The sequence below is a fragment of the Streptomyces deccanensis genome (assembly GCF_022385335.1).
Taxonomy (GTDB): domain Bacteria; phylum Actinomycetota; class Actinomycetes; order Streptomycetales; family Streptomycetaceae; genus Streptomyces; species Streptomyces deccanensis.
Genome location: NZ_CP092431.1, coordinates 6,192,675 through 6,209,218 on the forward strand (window position 1 = coordinate 6,192,675; position 16,544 = coordinate 6,209,218).

The following is a 16,544-nucleotide window of genomic DNA, read 5'->3' on the forward strand; positions in this document are numbered from 1 at the left end:
GGCCGTCTCAAGGGGCATGCGCCCCGTACCGCCTCGCTGAACCCCCGTTCGGGAAAAGCGAGTTGACGTAGAGGGGGCTGGGGCGGTCGGGGGGCCGTACGTCGTCCGGTTCGGGTCGAACCGATGGGGCGTGGCATCCGTATTCTCTGATCATGGCCGCTCCCACCGCATATTCACTCATCGCCACTGACCTGGACGGAACGCTCCTGCGCAGTGACGACACGCTCTCCGACCGGTCCCTCGCCGCGCTGGCGCGGGCCACGGAGGCCGGTGCCCAGCACCTCGTGGTGACGGGACGGCCGGCACCGAGAGTGCGCCCCCTCTTCGACGACCTCGGCAGCAGGGGGCTCGCGGTGTGCGGACAGGGCGCGCAGTTGTACGACCCCGGCGCGGACCGGCTGCTCTGGTCGGTCACCCTGGACAGGGAACTCGCCGAGACCGCGCTCGGCAAGATCGAGGCGGAGGTCGGACAGGTGTACGCGGCCGTCGACCAGGACGGCGTCGACGGCCTCACCCTGATCGAGCCCGGCTACCTCATGCCGCACCCCACACTGCCCGCCGTGCGGGTGCCGCGCCGGGACGACCTGTGGTGCGAGCCGATCAGCAAGGTGCTGCTGCGCCATCCCTATCTGTCGGACGACGAACTGGCCTCGGCGGCGCGGATGGCGGTCGGTTCGCTGGCGACGGTCACCATGTCGGGGCCCGGCACCGTCGAACTCCAGCCATGCGGCATCACCAAGGCGACGGGTCTCGCGCTGGCCGCCGACCACCTCGGGCTGACCCCGGACGAGACCATCGCCTTCGGGGACATGCCCAACGACATCCCGATGTTCGACTGGGCCGCGCACGGTGTCGCCATGGCCAACGCCCACCCCGAGCTCAAGGCCGTCGCCGACGAGGTGACCCTCTCCAACGAGGACGACGGGATCGCGGTGGTGCTGGACCGGCTGTTCCGCTGAAACGAACGTTCCCCTGGGCCCGCCGGCCCAGGGGAACGAGTGCGGAGCCGGTGGGGCTCAGTACGGACCGAACACGTTGTCGATCGAGCCGTACCGGTCGGCGGCGTAGTTGCAGGCCGCCGTGATGTTCGCGACCGGGTCGTACGGGTCGTACGGGGTGCCGGAGACGTGGTACGCGGCGAACGTCGGGTCGATGACCTGCAGCAGGCCCTTCGACGGGGTGCCCGCGGCCGCGTTGGAGTCCCAGTTGTTGATCGCGAGCGGGTTGCCCGACGACTCGCGCATGATGTTGCGGTGGATCCCGTTGTACGACCCGGGAATTCCCTTTTGCGCCATGATGTCCAGCGACTCGCGGATCCAGCCGTCGAGGTTGTTCGGGTACGTCTTGACCGACGCCTGCGTGGCCGTCGCGGTCTTCGGCTTCGTCGACGCCTTCTTCGCGGGCGTCTTCGTGCCGGTCACCTTCAGCTTCAGGCCCGGACGGATCAGGGCCGGGTTCTCGCCGACGGCGGCGCGGTTGTCCTTGTAGAGCCGCTGCCAGCCGCCCTTGGTGCCGTGCTTGCGGGCGATCGAGGAGAGCGTGTCGCCGGAGACCACGGTGTAGTTCGTGGACTTGGGCAGCGTCGCGGCCGGCGCGGACTGCGGGGCCGACTGGACGGAGCCGACGGCCTGGGCCGGGGTGGCGGCGCTCGCGGTCGTGGCGACCGTGAGCGGGAGGGCCAGGGCGGCCCCGCCCGTTCCGGCGGCCAGCACGCCACGGGTGAACTTGTTGCTTCTGGGACGGCGGTGTTTGCCTGCGGGCATGGCGGATTCCTCTCCGTCGCCTGCGGGGTGAGCTGTCGGGTTCGGGCTGGAGATGCCCGGCCGTGCGCGTCGTCCCGGCGGCCGCTGTGCGTGCCGCGTCCGCCGGTCGTGCCGCGCGTGGCTTCACCCCTAGCCGGTCCGATGGGGGAAATGTCGGACCGGCGCTTACCTGGGTCCCCCGCTCCTGCCGTGCGTGGATGAGTGGTGATGGGTGGGGAGTCCGGGCGGCGGCAGGATTTGGCGGTCCGTCCGGACGGGGTGTGAACGTATGCGAGAGCACACGATCGGAACAAGTCCCGGTTTGGCCGGTAGGTCTAGTTGACCTTGACTTTGGTGTGATTCGGCGGCAATTTCCGATGCGTCTTCCGGGTTCAACTTGCCTACCGCAAAGGGAAAGTCGACGTAATGACGGTGGTTTGTACTGTCCGGCTCGGGTGACTCAACTCACGGGAGGAGTCGGGTGAAGTTCTGGTATACGGCAAATCGGTCAACTCGGGCCGGGTGTGCTCGGTCGTCCCCAGGGGTGCCCGGGGGCCATCGAGGGGCCTCGCGCGGGTGCCGTACGCGCGTCGACCCGTGGGCGCTCGTGGTGATCGAAAGGTGACCGGATACGCTGACTCGGGTGATGGCAGCGACAGATCGACAAACTGTGTCATCGCCCGTGAGAGCGATCCAGACCGACCGTGTGACCGTGTGACCGTCAGTAGACGTCAGCAGACAGGAGAACCCCTCGTGACCGTCGTCGAGCCGTTTGGGCTGAGCGCGCGGGACCAGGCTCTCGAAGCCGATGTCCAGGCCGGAATGGCGGCCGTCGAGGAGGGTCTGCTGGAGGCGACCAAGAGCTCGGTCCCCTTCATCCAGGAGGCCGCCCAGCATCTGCTGCGCGCCGGCGGCAAGCGGTTCCGCCCGCTGCTGGTGATGCTCGCGGCGCAGTTCGGCGACCCGTACGCGCCGGGTGTCGTGCCCTCGGCCGTCGTGGTCGAGCTGACCCACCTGGCCACGCTGTACCACGACGACGTGATGGACGAGGCCGAGGTCCGCCGGGGCGTGCCGAGCGCCAACGCCCGCTGGGACAACTCCCTCGCCGTCCTCACCGGCGACTTCCTCTTCGCCCGCGCCTCCCACGTCCTCGCCGACCTCGGTCCCGACGCCGTCCGCATCCAGGCCGAGGCCTTCGAACGGCTGGTCACCGGACAGATCCTGGAGACCGCCGGGCCGCGCGACGGACGCGACCCGATCGAGCACTACCTCGACGTGCTCGGCGGCAAGACCGGCTCGCTGGTCGCGGTCGCCGGACGGCTCGGCGCGCTGATGGCCGGGGCCGACGAGACCGTGGTCGACGTGCTGACCCAGTACGGAGAGCGGCTCGGTGTCGCCTTCCAACTCGCCGACGACGTCCTCGACATCGCCTCCGACTCGCACGAGTCCGGCAAGACCCCCGGCACGGACCTCCGCGAGGGCGTGCCGACCATGCCGGTGCTGCGGCTGCGCGAGCGGGCGGGCCGGCTGGGGCTGGCGGACGACATCGCCCTGTGCGAACTGCTCGACTCCGACCTCACCGACGACGCCCGGCACGCCGAGGCCCTGGCCCGGCTCCGCGTCCACCCCGCCCTGGAGCAGGCCCGCCGCGACACCATCCGCTACGCGGAGGAGGCCCGCGCCGTCCTGGCCCCCCTCCCGGAGTGCGACGCGAAGGCGGCGCTGGTGGAGCTGTGCGACGCCGTGGTGCACCGCGCCGGATAGCCACCGGAGAAGTCACCAGCCATCGGTCGTCGGCGGCGTCCCCTACGGGTTGTGGGGAGGCGCCGCCTCGTCATGTCATCCCTGACGGTCCGCCATGTCATCCCGTAGCAGTACGTGGAGTTGAGTCCCGAGTCTGACGACTCCCTCCGGCCGATTTGGTCAGATGGGTATCACCACTCCTCACCGATTCGGGTGAGAATGGCGGCTGAGAGCAGACGCCGCCGCCGACGACGGAGGTAAGGCACACATGGCACCGTACGCAACCGACGACAACGCCGGGTCCGGCGACGCGGCCGCGCTCGCGGCCGAGGCCGAGGAGGCGCGCTCGGCACGGCGACGCAAGGCCGCGCGGTACGTCGTCCCGGTCACCGTGCTGGGCGTGGCCGCCGCGACCATCGGGCTCGTCCCGGCCTTCGCCGGCTCCGGTGACCCCGATCTGCCGAAGATCAGCGCACAGGAACTCATCGAGAAGATCGCCGCGTCGGACGTCCAGCAGGTGTCCGGCACGGTGAAGATCACCACGGACCTGGGCCTGCCCGACCTGGGCGGCCTGGCGGACAGCCTGGGAGCGCAGGGCGCGCCCGGCGGCGACGGCGGTTCCTCCGCGGACCCCTCCTCCAAGCTTCTCGAACTCGCCACCGGCACCCACACGTTGCGGATCGCCGCCGACGGCCCCGACAAGCAGAAGCTGTCGCTGCTGGACGAGGCGGCCGAGTACAGCGTCATCCACAACGGCGACGACCTGTGGGCGTACGACAGCGCCTCGAACGAGGTCTACCACGCGACCGGCGCCGGCCCGGAGGGCGAGGGGAAGGACCGTGCGGGCAAGGGCGGCGAGGACGCCCCCGACACCGCCGAGGACGTGCCCGCCACGCCCCAGCAGCTCGCCGAGGAGGCCCTGAAGGCCGTCGACGACACCACGTCCGTGACCGTGGACGGGACCGCGCAGGTCGCCGGGCGGGACGCGTACAAGCTGGTCGTCAAGCCGAAGCAGTCCGGTTCGACGGTCGGGGCGATCTCGATCGCCGTCGACGCGAAGACGGGGCTGCCGCTGAAGTTCACGCTCACCCCGTCGAGCGGCGGCGCGGCCGTCGTGGACGCGGGCTTCACGAAGGTCGACTTCGGCAAGCCGAGCGCGTCGACGTTCGATTTCACCCCGCCGAAGGGCGCGAAGGTCACCGAGGCCGACGAGGTCGAGAAGTCGGGCAGCCACGAGTCCGGCTCCGGCGACTCCGTGTTCGAGGGCCCCGGCAAGAACGGGGAGTTCAAGGACGGCAAGGGTCCCAAGGGTCCGAAGGGCTCCGAGGAGGAGTTCGCGAGCGGGCTCGACGGGCTGAAGATGATCGGCGAGGGCTGGAGCACGATCGCCGTGATCGACGGCGGGTCCGAGGCCGGCATGCCCACCGGTGGCGGCGAATCGTCCGGCGACGCCCGGGTCGACGGCTTCCTGAACTCCCTCGGCGACCAGGTCAAGGGCGACTTCGGCTCGGGTACGGTCTTCAAGACCCGGCTGATCAACGTCCTCTTCACCGACGACGGCACGGTCTACGCGGGCGCCGTCACCAAGGACGCCCTGGTGAAGGCGGCCGACGCGGCGAAGTAGAGCCGCCGGCTCGCTGGACCGGTCGGTGAGCCGGCCTGGTTGACCGGTCGGGGCGGTGGAGCGGTGGCGCCGGTCCGGTGGGCCGGGGCGGTGGAGCGGTGATGCCGATCCGGTGGGCCGGGACGGTGGAGCGGTGGACCGCCGATCCGGTGGGCCGGGGCGGTGAAGTAGTGAAGTCCGGCCGTGGGCCGGGACGGCTGATCCGCCGTCCCGGCCCATCGGCCGTACCCGAGGGGAGCCATGAGCGACGCAGCCATCCACACCCAGGGGCTGACCAAGACCTTCCGCGGCGGACAGGTGGCCGTGGACCACCTGGAACTGACGGTTCCCAGCGGCAGCGTCTTCGGCTTCCTCGGCCCGAACGGCTCGGGCAAGACCACCACCATCCGCATGCTGATGGGCCTGATCGAGCCGACCTCGGGCACGGCCCAGGTCCTCGGCCGGCCCATGCCGCGCTCCACCCGGACCGTCCTCCCGCACGTCGGCGCCCTCATCGAGGGCCCCGCCCTGTACGGCTTCCTCTCCGGCCGCGACAACCTGCTCCGCTACGACTCCGCCGACCCGACCGCCGACCCGCGCACCCGGCGTACGCGGGTCGCCGCCGCCCTCGACCGGGTCGGGCTCGCGGCGGCCGCCGGCAAGAAGGCCAAGGCGTACTCGCTGGGCATGAAACAGCGGCTGGGCCTCGCGGCGGCCCTGCTGCAGCCGCGCCGCCTCCTCGTCCTCGACGAGCCGACGAACGGGCTGGACCCACAGGGCATGCGGGAGATCCGCACCCTGGTGCGGGAGTTGGCGTCCGACGGCACCACCGTCTTCCTCTCCTCCCACCTCCTCGACGAGATCGAGCAGGTGTGCACCCATGCCGCCGTCATGGCCCGGGGCCGGCTCATCACCCAGGGCCCGGTGACCGAACTGGCCGCCGGCGCACGCGGCCGCCTGGTCGTCACCACCCCGGACACGGCGGACGCGGCCCGGGTGCTCAAGGAGCAGGGAATCGCCGACGTGATCGTGGACGAGGGGGACGAGCCGGGTGAGAGGGCCGAGGGGGCGGAGGGCGCCGGGACCGGGGCGGGAGGCCGCGTGACCGCGGAACCCCCGCCGCCCGACCGCGACCTCGCCGAACTGAACGCCGCGCTGGTCACCGCGGGCGTCCGCGTCCGCGGCTTCGCCCTCGAACGCGCCTCCCTGGAGGACGCGTTCGTGGCACTCACGGGGGAGGGTTTCGATGTCGCGGGCTGACACACCCGGGGCGCAGGCCGCGCCGGACGCCGCCGCCCAGCCGGACGCCGCCCCGCCGCAGGCTGCCGGGCAGGTCACCCCTGGGCCGACCGTCCCCCTCCGTACCCCCAGCCTCCTCTGGACCTTCGGCCTGTTCCGCAGCGAACTGCTCACGACCTTCCGGCGCTGGCGGACGATCGCGCTGCTGGGCGTGCTCGCGGCGGTGCCGATCCTGGTCGGGATCGCGGTGCGGATCGAGACGGGCGACGGGTCGTCGATGGGCGGCGGACCGGAGGGCGGGGGCGGCGGGGGCGGGCCCGCGTTCATCGCGCAGATCACCAACAACGGCCTGTTCCTGGTCTTCACGGCGCTGGCCGCGACGCTCCCCTTCTTCCTGCCGATGGCCGTCGGCGTGGTCGCCGGGGACGCGATCGCGGGCGAGGCGAACGCGGGCACCCTGCGCTATCTCCTGGTCTCACCCGCCGGCCGGACCCGGCTGCTGCTCACCAAGTACGCGACGACCATGACGTTCTGCCTGGTCGCGACGCTCGTCGTGGCGGCGTCGGCGCTGGCGGTCGGGGCGCTGCTGTTCCCGCTCGGGGACCTGACGACGATCTCCGGCACCCGGATCAGTTTCGCCGAGGGCCTGTGGCGGGCCCTGCTGATCGCGCTGGCGGTGGCCGCGTCACTGATCGGGGTGGCGGCCCTCGGGCTGTTCATCTCCACCCTCACCAACAGCGGGATCGCCGCGATGGCCACCACGGTCGGGCTGCTCATCACCGTCCAGATCCTCGACCAGATCCCCCAGCTCGACGCCCTCCACCCGTACTTCTTCTCCCACTACTGGCTCTCCTTCGCCGACCTCATGCGCGAGCCGGTCTACTGGGACGACCTCCAGCGCAACCTCGGCCTCCAGGCCGTGTACGCGGCGGTGTTCGGCTCGGCGGCGTGGGCGAGGTTCACGGCGAAGGACATCACCGCCTGACGCGACCGCTCAGGCGGCGGCCTCCTCGGTGTCGTACGGGAAGCGCGCGAACGGGGGCTCCGTGGTGAGGAAGGTCTTCGCGCGGGTCAGGGCGGCGGTGTCGCGGAGGACGTCGCCGGGCTTGCTGCCGTTGCCCAGCAGCACCCCGCCGAAGCGCATGCCCAGGTACGCGGCGGAGTGGTTGAGCGTGCCGACGAGGGGCTCGGCGACCTCCTCCTCTTCATGGGCGAGCGCGGTGACGCCCCACAGGGTGCGGCCGGCCATGTTCTTCTTGAAGTCGAGGCCGGGGGTGCGCAGCCAGCCCGACCAGTGGTCGAGGTAGCGCTTGACGTGGGCGGACACGGAGTACCAGTACAGCGGCGACGCGATCACGATGTCCGTGGCCGCGAGCGTGGCGTCCAGCAGCAGCGCCCTGTTGTCGCCCTCGGGCCGTACGTGGTCACTGTCGTGCCGCAGGTCCTCGAAGTCGGGCAGCGGGTGCCGGGCCAGATCGATCCACACCTGCTCGACGTCGTCCGGCAACTGCTCCGCCGCCGCACGGGCCAGCATCTCGGTGTTGCCGTCGGACCGGCTGCTGCCGAGCACGAACAGGAAACGGCGGGTCATGGGGTCCCCCTGGGTCAGTGGCCTGCGCGCACGGCCATACGGCGTGCGGCGATTACAAGCGTCAACAATAAATGCATGCGCATGAGAATGCCAGGGGGGGAGAGTCAAAGGGAGGTCGCGGCGGGTGTGCTGTCGTGGGAGGCGGGCGTCGGCGGCTCCAGAAGCAGGGCCATCACCCCGACGAGGGTCGCGCTGCTGACGATCTCCCGGCGGGCGATCATGCCGGGGATCTCGGTGAGGGGGATCCACTCCACCCGGTCGGACTCGTTGAGCTCCGTCGGCGCACCGATCCGCCGGGCGTCGTCCGTACGGAAGACGAAGTGCTGGGTGTCGGTGATGCCGGCCGCCGGCTGTGCGTACACCAGTTCCCGCAGCGACCCCGGGCGCCACCCCGTCTCCTCCTCCAGCTCCCGCGCCGCCGCCTCCTCGGGCGACTCCCCGTCCTCGACCAGGCCCATGGGCAGCTCCCACGCCCAGGTGTCCGTGACGAAGCGGTGGCGCCACATCATCAGGACCCGGCGCCGGTCGTCGACCGCCGCCGTGACCGCGAGGTCCCGCAGCCGGACGACGTGGTGGTCGCCGCGCGTCCCGTCGGGCCGCTCGACGTCCAGCGACCGCAGCCGCACCCACGGGGTGTCGTGGATCGTGCGTTCACCGTGGACGGTCCATCTCATGCCGGGTCCTCGCTCTCTTGTCCGCGGTGCGTCCGGGCGGCCTCGGCGGCGCACGCGGTACGCAGGAGCGCCGCCTCCTCGCCGTGCCGGGCGACGAGTTGGAGGCCGACCGGGCAGCCGTCGGCGCCGAAGCCGGCCGGGATGCTCAGCGCCGGGTGGCCGCTGAGGTTGAACCCCCAGGTGAGCGCCGTGGAGTAGCGCTCCCCCGGCCCGTCGTGGCCGTGCGGGGCGTTGGGCGTGGTGGGGGTGAGGATCAGGTCGGCCTCGCGGAAGAGGGCGGCGAGCCGCCGGTCGTTCTCGGCGCGGAGTTCCCGGGCGGCCCGCACGGCTGCCGGGTCGGCGTCCGGCGCACGGCGGAGGGCGAGCCAGGCCGGTGCCGGGTCCTCCAGGCGTACGGGGTTGTGCTGGGGTCGGAGCCGTACGAGTCCGGCTTCTTCGAGGTGGAGCGCGGCGGCGTGGGCGATCGAGGCGGGCTCGGCGTCGGTGTCGGCGAAACCGAGGTCGGCCGACCAGACAGCCGTGAGAGGAGGGCACGCCCCCTCGCCCGTCTCGCCCGTGACGCACCGCCAGTACGCCGCCGCGTCCGAGGCGTGGCGGGTGAGGACGCCGGCCGCCGCGAGGCCCGTGCGGTCGGCGGAAGGCAGTCGCCCGTTCGTGGTCTTCAGGCCGACGACACCGCACCACGCCGCAGGGATCCGCACCGACCCGGCGCCGTCCGTCCCGGTCGCCAGCGGTACGAGGCCCGCCGCCACCGCCGCCGCGGACCCGGCGGAGGAGCCGCCCGGAGTCCGGTCGGCCCGCCATGGGTTGACGGTCCGACCGCCGGCCCCGAGCCCCCAGGTCTGCCAGGGGGTGCCGGGGCCGGGCACCGAGGTCGCGCCCACGGGCACGCACCCGGCGGCGACCAGTGCCCGCGCCGCCGCCGTACGGAGCCCGGCCCGCCCCTTCACCCCGATCGGCACGCCGGCCAACGGCAACGACACCCCTGCCGCGACCTGCGCATCCACCTCTCCGGCCCGCCGCAGGGCATCCTCCGCCCACACCTCGGTGAAGGCACACAGAACGTGGTCGGCCCGTGCTATGCGCTCCAGCGCCTTCGCCACCTCGTCGACTGCTGTCGTCTCACGGGCCCGGACGGACGCGGCGATCTCCGTGGCAGGGCGTGCTGCCTTCTTCACCGCACGTTGCCGAAACCCTCGGCGTCCGGGCGCGCTTGGGCCGAAGGGGGCTCCTCAAGGTGCGCGGACGCGGGGGGAGCGGTGCAGGGAGGCCGACGACCACCGGGCCCCGGCGCTCGCGTCGGCTCCGGCGGTGCGGTCTCAGGCATGGAGCCGCACCGAGATCCGCAGACCGGCGCCGTTCTCCCGCAGGGTGAACAGCGCCGCTTCCTTCAGTACCGCGGCCGGAAGCTGCGTCCCCTCGGGCAGGGCCTTCGGCGTGCCGTCGCTCACCTTCAGCTCGATCACGGGTGTCGCGCCGCTTTCGGCGTCGGTCTCGCCGTACGCGATGCCGTCGTCCGTGAGCGCGCGGACACCGATGGTCCGCCGGGTGCCGTCGCCCTGGAGGCAGAGCCCGGCGCCCGACTCGGTGTCGAAGACGACGGAGTTGTGGGCGACATAGCGGCCGTCGGGGGAGGAGACACCGTCGGCGACGGTGAACGCCGGCTTCTCGCCACAGGCCGTGCTGCCCAGGAGACGGCCGGTGTCCAGGTCGTGCACGGACCAGACGGGGGTGTCCGAGTCGGCGGCGTTCCAGCCGGCGATGAACACTCCCTCTCGGACAGCGGCGATGTGTCCCTTGGGGCTGTCGGCCAGTCCCGGGTCGGCGCCCTTCGGCGCGATGTCGCGGGACGACCACCCGGCTTCGAGGCCGAAGCCGTCCAACGAGCCTTGCGACACGGGGCCCTTCGGGGTCACTGCCACCACGGGTTGGCTGCCGCACATGAGCGTGCAGTCAGGGATCCGGTCCGCGTCGTCGTACTGCGTGACCTTGCCGGTCGCGGCGTCGACGGACGCGGCGAGCATGCTGGGATTGTCCTCCCACGCGACGAGCAGCCCGGCCTCGCTGCCTCCGGTCCGGACCTGGACCGTGCCCTGGTTGGCGGTGACGGGCACGGTGGCACGGTGCAGGGGGGCGACGGAGGCGCCGGAGGAGTCCATCGCGTAGAGATCGACCTGTACGACCTCGTTGCTCTTGGTGAGAGCGTCCTCCTCCTGACGGCCGTGCGCCCAGGCCGCGACATACGTGCGGCCGTCCTGCCGGACGACGGTGACCTGTGGGATCTCGGCGTTGTCCTCGTCGTACCCGTAGGACGGCTTGTCGGTGATCACTGTCGGCACCTGGTAGGGGGCGCTCGTCCACCGCACCTTGCCCGTGGCGGCGTCGCGTGCCTGGACCGTGTAACCCTCGTCGGAGCGGAGGATGTACGTGACCGTCTCTCCGTCCGTGGCCACCGGCATCTGCGACTCGGTGCTCTCCGGGACCCAGTCCACTTCCTGGTCCCAGCCCTTGGCGCCGTCGTACCCGGACGGAACGGTGACGTCCGCCAGGGTCGGGGCCTTCGTACCGGAACCCTTGCCGTCCCGGCCGGTGTCCGAGCCTCCGTCACCGTCCGAGCTGCATCCGGCGAGCAGCACCCCTGCCAGGGTGACGGCCACGGCTGCCTTCGTCCTGTACATCCTCTTCCTTCTCGTCGTGGGGGTGGTCATGGGCGCAGGCTGCCGCGCCTCGGACGGTTTTACACCGTGCGTGCTCGAACGTCAGCCGTCGTACTCCTCGACCGTAGGCGCCACCTTGGCCCGGTGCCCGCCCTGCTTGCAGCCCGCGAACGGTCCAGCGGGGGAACGGAGTTCGGCGAGTACGGGGCCGAGGTGATCGCGATGCCACACGGCGGGGCCGGAGGCTCCGGCCGCCGGGTCGGTGCATTCCTGCCAGGCCAGCCAGAGGGCGTGCAGCCGTGCGATCGCTTCCAGGTGCTCCCACCAGCGGGGGCACCAGGGCTGCTGGGAGGTGGCCTCGCGCCCGTAGACGGGCAGGAGGAGGTCGGACACCCACAGGGCCAGGTTGCGCATCTCCTCGGCGTAGTCCGCGCCGTCCAGGTAGAGGATGAACGGCGGTGCTCCGCCCGGTTCCTCGGTCGTGGTCATCGGACCGCCTTCTCAAGGGCACGAGCGGTGATGGCCTTCACCTCGGCCTGGGCGGCGGCCTGGATGCGGTCGGCGCCCGGTTCGGCGTACCAGGGGCGGAGTCGGATCATGGCGGGTCTGATGCCGGTGGCCAGCAGCAGCGCGGTGCCCTTGGGGAGGGCGCGGATGCGGTCGGCGGGCAGGATGCGCTCCAGACGGTAGGAGGTGGAGCGGGAGCGGCCGTCCTTGCTCCGGGAGTAGCTGACGGTCGACACGTCGTGCTCGCCGACCAGTCGGGACACCTTCTCCACGAAGTCCGCGTCGTCGAGGCCGGCACCCAGCAGCTTGATGGTGGCCGCGCCCCACAGGGCGTCCATCCCGGCTTCGCCCCAGACACGTACGCCCTGGCGGTAACTCTGCAGCAGAGTCACGATGTTGATGCCGCGGGAGCCGAGGTGGGAGTAGAGGTCGGGCAGGTCGGAGATACGGCAGACGTTCGCGGCCTCGTCCAGCACGGCCGTCATCGGCGGGTCGAGACGGCCGCCCATGCGCTCGGCGGCGACGACACCGGCGCGCAGCACCGAGTCCGCGGCGGCCGCGATGACTCCCGCGGCCGAGCCACCGCCGTCCTTCGACAGCAGGTACAGGGTGTCGTGGGAGAGCACGTGCCGGTCCGGCAGGAACTGCGGCATCTGCGGGTCCGGTGTGACCCAGGCGGCGATCGCCGGATCCAGCAGACAGGCCGCGCACTGCCGGGCCGTCTCGTAGATGCCGTCCCTGGTCTCGACGGCACCCTGGATGGTGCCCTGCAACTGGTCGGCCAGTGCCGGCATGCTCGCGTCGCGCAGCAGGTCGATGGGGGTGCGGTCGGCCGGGTCGGCCAGCCACGCCAGCACCTCGTCGATGCCGCGGCCGCCGCGGTTGGCGGCGTGGAAGAGCGCGGTCAGCGTGTTCTGCGCGGCGGAGATCCAGAAATCGCGCTTCGAGGCGTCGTCGTTGACCGCGCCCACGAAGTGGCCGGCCAGGCGGCGGGCGCCCTCGATGGTGGCCGCGTCGGCGAGCATGTCCCACCACATGCCGCGCGGGGTGTGGGCGATGCCCTGCGGGTCGAACGTCCAGACGGCGCCGACGCGTTCGCGTTCCGCGCGGGTGACGCTGTAGACGTCCGCCTTGTTGGAGGTCAGCAGGACACTGCCCTGGGCGCGCAGGACGCGGGGTACGGCGATGCCGGTGGACTTGCCGGCCCTCGGTGCCATCAGGTCCAGCTCGACGTCCTCGTAGCTGGAGCGCAGCTCGGGCCCCTTGGGCTCCAGGTTGCCCAGGAGGTTGCCTGTCTGGTCCTGTTCCAGTTTGGCGGCCTTGGCGAGCGACGGGCGCAGCGAACGGGCCCGCTCGGCCGCGCCCTTGGGCAGCAGACCGGCCAGTTCCTTGCGGTCGGCCAAGCCGTCGGGCCGCTTCACCCAGCCCTTTACGAGGATGACCAGGGCGATCACAAGGGCGACGAACACGCCGAAGACGGTCGCGATACCGGCCGTCACCGCGCTGCTTGAAGCAGTCGGCCACAAGGCACCCGGCCCGTCCTTGACCAGGGTCGCAAGGGTATCCAGCGAGAACGGTGGCGGATTCCAACCGCCGTCGGACACCGCCGCGCCTAGCGTGCCGCCCAGCCAGGCGCCGGCGAAGGCACCGCCGACGAGGACGACCGCGCCGGGGATGATCCAGGGCAGCAGGTCGTCGCCGGAGGACTGGGTCCTGCGGGTGGGGCGGCTGTTCATCTCGACGCCTCCCTCGGCTTCGCGAGGTTCAGTTTGTTCCCGGTCCAACGGGTGTTGGTGTTGTGCAGGTTGCGCTCGGTCTCCGTGATGGACACCTTGATCGGGATACCGGGACGACCACCGACCTTGATGAGGAAGCGGCCTCGGCCCGGAGGTTCCTCATTGCCGCCGGTGCTGGCCCAGCCGGGCGGCGAGGACCAGGAGGAGACCAGCTCGATCTCCCGCTCCGACATGCCGACGATCTCGCCCAGTTCACGCATCTCGGTGCGTGGCAGTCCCGCGCATACGACCATGCCGGCCCGCTCGACGAAGCCTCGGGCCTTTGCCCGGTCGGCCTCGTTGCCGAGGGCCTCCGCATCCTTCAGGGTGTGCGTGATCTTCGCGTCGCCGAGGCCGAGGGACCGGTTGAGGCGGGTGAGGGCGTCGATGCGTTCGACGATGCCGGAGGCGGCCCGGAGCGGGCGCCACAGTTCGTCCAGGACAGTGAAGAACCAGCGTTGGGGGGCCAGCCCCGCGTCCGCGAGGGCATGAGCGGCGGCCACGGTGCCGAGACCGTCCGACCAGGCCGCCAGCATCGCCGCAGCCGTGAGCTGGGTGTCGGCCTCACCGATCCGGGAGATGTCGACGCAGACAGCGGGCGAGGCGGGGTTGATACGGGTCGAGGTCTCGGAGGCGAATGTGTCACCCAGCGGGCCGTCGAGCACGCCCAGGAGCGAGCGGTGGAGGGGATCGACCGCCTCCTGGTAGCGCGCCTGGTCACCACGGTCGAGGGTGACCGCGCGGACCCGGTCCGGTCCCTCGTCCAGCACCCTCAGCAGGTCCGGGAGGAGCGGCGCCTTCCCCGACTTCGTACGTTCCGTCAGATGGTGCAGGCAGGCCGAGAGGACGGACTGCTCGTGGTCGTCCATGGGGCGGCCGCGGACGATGGTGATGAGCGCGGCGACCATGTTCAGAACCCGGCCGTGTGCCTCCGCCGCCAGGATCCGGCCCCGCTCCCCGCCGATCTGCTCCGCCGCCTCGCCCATCGCGCCGGGGTCGAGGACGTTGATGCCGCCGACGCCTCGGCCGATGGAGATCACCTGACCGCCGAGCGCCCGTACGGTGTCCGCGTAGTCGGGCTTGAGGTCGCCCAGCACGAGCGGGGTGATACCGGTCGCCGACATGCCGATCAACATCCGGTTGACCAGTGTCGACTTCCCGAGACCTGGCATGCCGAGCATGAACAGGGATGGGTTGGAGATGTAACGGGCCCGGGTGAACCAGGAGATGGGATCGCCGCACACGGTCGCGCCGGTGTGCAGATGCTGGCCCAGGGGTACGCCGGTCATCGGCGCGCCCGATCCCGCCGCGAACGGCCACAGGCCGCACGCCTGCACGGTCGTCGCCCGCCACATCGACGGCGGGTCGACGTGGCCGACCTGGCCGCCGCCCGGACCGAACCAGCCGCGCGGAGGTGCGGTGGCCGGGCGCGCCGGCCGCTGCTGCCTGTCCCCGCTCACAGCGCCTCCCTGACCTGGTACGGAACGAGTGTGTGCTCCCATGGGAGCAGGCCGACGGGCAGGGTGCAGGTGAACGCCGACGCCTGCATCCGGTCGGCCGGACGCATCAGGATGCGCGAGGACGCCTGGAGATTGCGTACGGTGATCGAGGCGTCCGCCAGCTCCTGCTCGTTGTCGACGGTGATCGTCACCATCATGGAGAACTCCACGAGACCGGCACCGGAGGCCTCCTCAGCAGCCGTCTGCTCCGCCGCACGTACCTCGGAGGTGGCGCGTGCCTCGACGAGGCCGCCCCGCGAACTCGCCATGAAGTGGGCGGAGCGGCGGTCTGACTCCACGATGCGGGCGGAGGTCGCCGGGTCGATCGGCCGGTAGATCAGCGAGACCCGCTTGCGGCGGGTGCCCGCGGCCGGCTCCAGCAGACCGCGCAGCACACTGGAGCGGACGGTGCCGCGCGGTGCGAGGGTCAGCATCCAGGTGCGCGAGACACCGGAGTCGTGCTTGTACGCGTTGACGGTCTCGACGGCGGCCGCGGGGCCGGCGTCGGCCCACTCGAGCCCGGTCGTCGCGTTCTCGGCGCGTGCGCTGAGCACGTCCGGGGCGATCGCCGGGTCGTAGGCCACGCGCACGATCTCGGCGAGCCGTTCGGCCGACAGCGGGTACGCGGACCCGCCGCCGGCGGCGATCAGCCCGGACAGCAGGCCCGGAAGCCGCATGGACAGGTCCGTGATCACGTCGTCGGTGTGCCGCTTGGGGCCACCGGTCGGACCGTAGGTCAGCGCGATGTACGTGTGCATCTCGGAGGAGGCGGACGGGTACCGCTGGACGACCTCCTCCATCACGGCGCGGGCCGCGGCGGGGGCGTCCGGCGAGATACGGGGGAGGACCTCGGCGGCGAGCCGGGTGCCCGTGTCCGGGGCGGTCTCGACGACGACCTGTGCGCCGCGCAGACCTGGCTCGTGGGAGAGCCGGGCCAGCCAGTCCCCCCAGGAGGCCACCCACACGTCGACCTGCTCGGGGTCCACCAGCGAGCCGCCGTCGGGCTCACAGGCGAGCACGACGGTGTAGAGGTTACGGCCCGGGTGGTGGATCACGCCGAACGCACGGTCGTAGGCGTCCCGGCCCTCGTGCATCTTGGTACGGGCCAGCAGACCGGGCGGCTGGAAGCGGCCTCCGGGACGGCGGGAGAGCGGGCCGGAGACGTAGGTGGTCGAACCGTTCGCCTTGCGCCTCATCCAGCCGATACGGATGGCGAGGAGCTGGTAGACGTTGCGGCCGTCCATCGTGCGCAGGGCGAGCGGGGCGAGGAAGACCGCCACGGGCACGAGCACCACGAAGGCCGCCATGATGGAGACCAACGAGGCCAGCAGCGCCACCAGGAGTCCGCCGAAGGCGACGACGGTACCGAGGAGGCCCAGGGGGCCGAGTCCGGGACGGCGAGGGCGCCGCCAGTTTCCGTACGTGGGACGCGTCATGGCGTCGCTGGACATGGGCTCTTCCTTCTTCCGGCTTGCGCCGGCTCATGGCCTGGCACGTGAGGGCGGCCGGGCCGG

Annotated in this window: 14 protein-coding genes; 5 read left to right on the forward strand and 9 right to left on the reverse strand. The window is 71.7% G+C overall.

The genetic code is table 11. The features are described from left to right. Positions 1-152: 152 nt before the first annotated feature. Entirely contained in the window at positions 153-959 is an 807-nt protein-coding gene (locus L3078_RS27645) for a Cof-type HAD-IIB family hydrolase (RefSeq protein WP_045559374.1), read from the forward strand. A 57-nt stretch (positions 960-1,016) separates the two neighbouring features. Here L3078_RS27645 and L3078_RS27650 read toward each other — a convergent pair whose 3' ends face one another. Next, positions 1,017-1,763, reverse strand: coding sequence for a transglycosylase SLT domain-containing protein (locus L3078_RS27650; RefSeq protein ID WP_239756656.1), 747 nt, complete (start codon positions 1,761-1,763; stop codon positions 1,017-1,019). Positions 1,764-2,495: 732 nt separating this feature from the next. Here L3078_RS27650 and L3078_RS27655 point away from each other — a divergent pair. From L3078_RS27655 to L3078_RS27670, 4 genes are all read left to right on the forward strand, one after another. Beyond that, the gene (locus L3078_RS27655) at positions 2,496-3,506 is read left to right on the forward strand and encodes a polyprenyl synthetase family protein (RefSeq protein ID WP_239756657.1); all 1,011 of its coding nucleotides are present in this window, start codon (positions 2,496-2,498) and stop codon (positions 3,504-3,506) included. A gap of 247 nt (positions 3,507-3,753) precedes the next feature. After that, complete coding sequence (locus tag L3078_RS27660) at positions 3,754-5,109, forward strand: LolA family protein (protein ID WP_239756658.1); 1,356 nt, start codon at positions 3,754-3,756, stop codon at positions 5,107-5,109. A 240-nt stretch (positions 5,110-5,349) separates the two neighbouring features. Next, on the forward strand, positions 5,350-6,348 hold the full coding sequence (locus L3078_RS27665; protein WP_239756659.1) for an ABC transporter ATP-binding protein: 999 nt from the start codon (positions 5,350-5,352) through the stop codon (positions 6,346-6,348). Further along, a complete protein-coding gene (locus L3078_RS27670) occupies positions 6,335-7,312 on the forward strand; it encodes an ABC transporter permease (RefSeq protein ID WP_239756660.1) in 978 nt (325 codons plus the stop codon). The genes L3078_RS27665 and L3078_RS27670 overlap by 14 nt, the downstream gene beginning before the upstream one ends. Before the next feature lie 9 nt (positions 7,313-7,321). Here L3078_RS27670 and L3078_RS27675 read toward each other — a convergent pair whose 3' ends face one another. The 8 genes from L3078_RS27675 to L3078_RS27710 all read right to left on the reverse strand — a co-directional run bounded on the left by L3078_RS27675 (position 7,322) and on the right by L3078_RS27710 (position 16,481). Beyond that, positions 7,322-7,918 carry a flavodoxin family protein gene (locus L3078_RS27675; RefSeq protein ID WP_239756661.1) on the reverse strand — a complete coding sequence of 199 codons (597 nt, stop codon included), beginning with the start codon at positions 7,916-7,918 and terminating at the stop codon, positions 7,322-7,324. A 104-nt stretch (positions 7,919-8,022) separates the two neighbouring features. Further along, positions 8,023-8,592 (reverse strand): NUDIX hydrolase, encoded by a 570-nt coding sequence (locus L3078_RS27680; RefSeq protein ID WP_239756662.1) that lies wholly within the window; start codon positions 8,590-8,592, stop codon positions 8,023-8,025. Then, positions 8,589-9,770, reverse strand: a complete 1,182-nt coding sequence (locus L3078_RS27685) for an amidase (RefSeq protein WP_239756663.1) — start codon at positions 9,768-9,770, stop codon at positions 8,589-8,591. Before L3078_RS27685 ends, L3078_RS27680 begins: the two co-directional genes overlap by 4 nt. A gap of 141 nt (positions 9,771-9,911) precedes the next feature. After that, complete coding sequence (locus L3078_RS27690) at positions 9,912-11,270, reverse strand: hypothetical protein (RefSeq protein WP_239756664.1); 1,359 nt, start codon at positions 11,268-11,270, stop codon at positions 9,912-9,914. Between the two features lie 81 nt (positions 11,271-11,351). Continuing rightward, on the reverse strand, positions 11,352-11,738 hold the full coding sequence (locus L3078_RS27695; protein ID WP_239756665.1) for a DUF4913 domain-containing protein: 387 nt from the start codon (positions 11,736-11,738) through the stop codon (positions 11,352-11,354). After that, positions 11,735-13,492 (reverse strand): type IV secretory system conjugative DNA transfer family protein, encoded by a 1,758-nt coding sequence (locus L3078_RS27700; protein WP_239756666.1) that lies wholly within the window; start codon positions 13,490-13,492, stop codon positions 11,735-11,737. The genes L3078_RS27695 and L3078_RS27700 overlap by 4 nt, the downstream gene beginning before the upstream one ends. Further along, complete coding sequence (locus L3078_RS27705) at positions 13,489-14,991, reverse strand: ATP/GTP-binding protein (protein WP_239756667.1); 1,503 nt, start codon at positions 14,989-14,991, stop codon at positions 13,489-13,491. Before L3078_RS27705 ends, L3078_RS27700 begins: the two co-directional genes overlap by 4 nt. Continuing rightward, entirely contained in the window at positions 14,988-16,481 is a 1,494-nt protein-coding gene (locus tag L3078_RS27710; protein ID WP_239756668.1) for an SCO6880 family protein, read from the reverse strand. Before L3078_RS27710 ends, L3078_RS27705 begins: the two co-directional genes overlap by 4 nt. Between the last annotated feature and the right edge of the window lie 63 nt (positions 16,482-16,544).

Bases quoted from the DNA above. Each gene is read 5' to 3' on its own strand.
- L3078_RS27650 (WP_239756656.1), bottom strand. From the start codon at position 1,763: ATGCCCGCAGGCAAACACCGCCGTCCCAGAAGCAACAAGTTCACCCGT.
- L3078_RS27675 (WP_239756661.1), bottom strand. From the start codon at position 7,918: ATGACCCGCCGTTTCCTGTTCGTGCTCGGCAGCAGCCGGTCCGACGGC.
- L3078_RS27695 (WP_239756665.1), bottom strand. From the start codon at position 11,738: ATGACCACGACCGAGGAACCGGGCGGAGCACCGCCGTTCATCCTCTAC.
- L3078_RS27710 (WP_239756668.1), bottom strand. From the start codon at position 16,481: ATGTCCAGCGACGCCATGACGCGTCCCACGTACGGAAACTGGCGGCGC.
- L3078_RS27690 (WP_239756664.1), bottom strand. From the start codon at position 11,270: ATGTACAGGACGAAGGCAGCCGTGGCCGTCACCCTGGCAGGGGTGCTG.
- L3078_RS27645 (WP_045559374.1), top strand. From the start codon at position 153: ATGGCCGCTCCCACCGCATATTCACTCATCGCCACTGACCTGGACGGA.
- L3078_RS27700 (WP_239756666.1), bottom strand. From the start codon at position 13,492: ATGAACAGCCGCCCCACCCGCAGGACCCAGTCCTCCGGCGACGACCTG.
- L3078_RS27665 (WP_239756659.1), top strand. From the start codon at position 5,350: ATGAGCGACGCAGCCATCCACACCCAGGGGCTGACCAAGACCTTCCGC.
- L3078_RS27670 (WP_239756660.1), top strand. From the start codon at position 6,335: ATGTCGCGGGCTGACACACCCGGGGCGCAGGCCGCGCCGGACGCCGCC.
- L3078_RS27680 (WP_239756662.1), bottom strand. From the start codon at position 8,592: ATGAGATGGACCGTCCACGGTGAACGCACGATCCACGACACCCCGTGG.
- L3078_RS27660 (WP_239756658.1), top strand. From the start codon at position 3,754: ATGGCACCGTACGCAACCGACGACAACGCCGGGTCCGGCGACGCGGCC.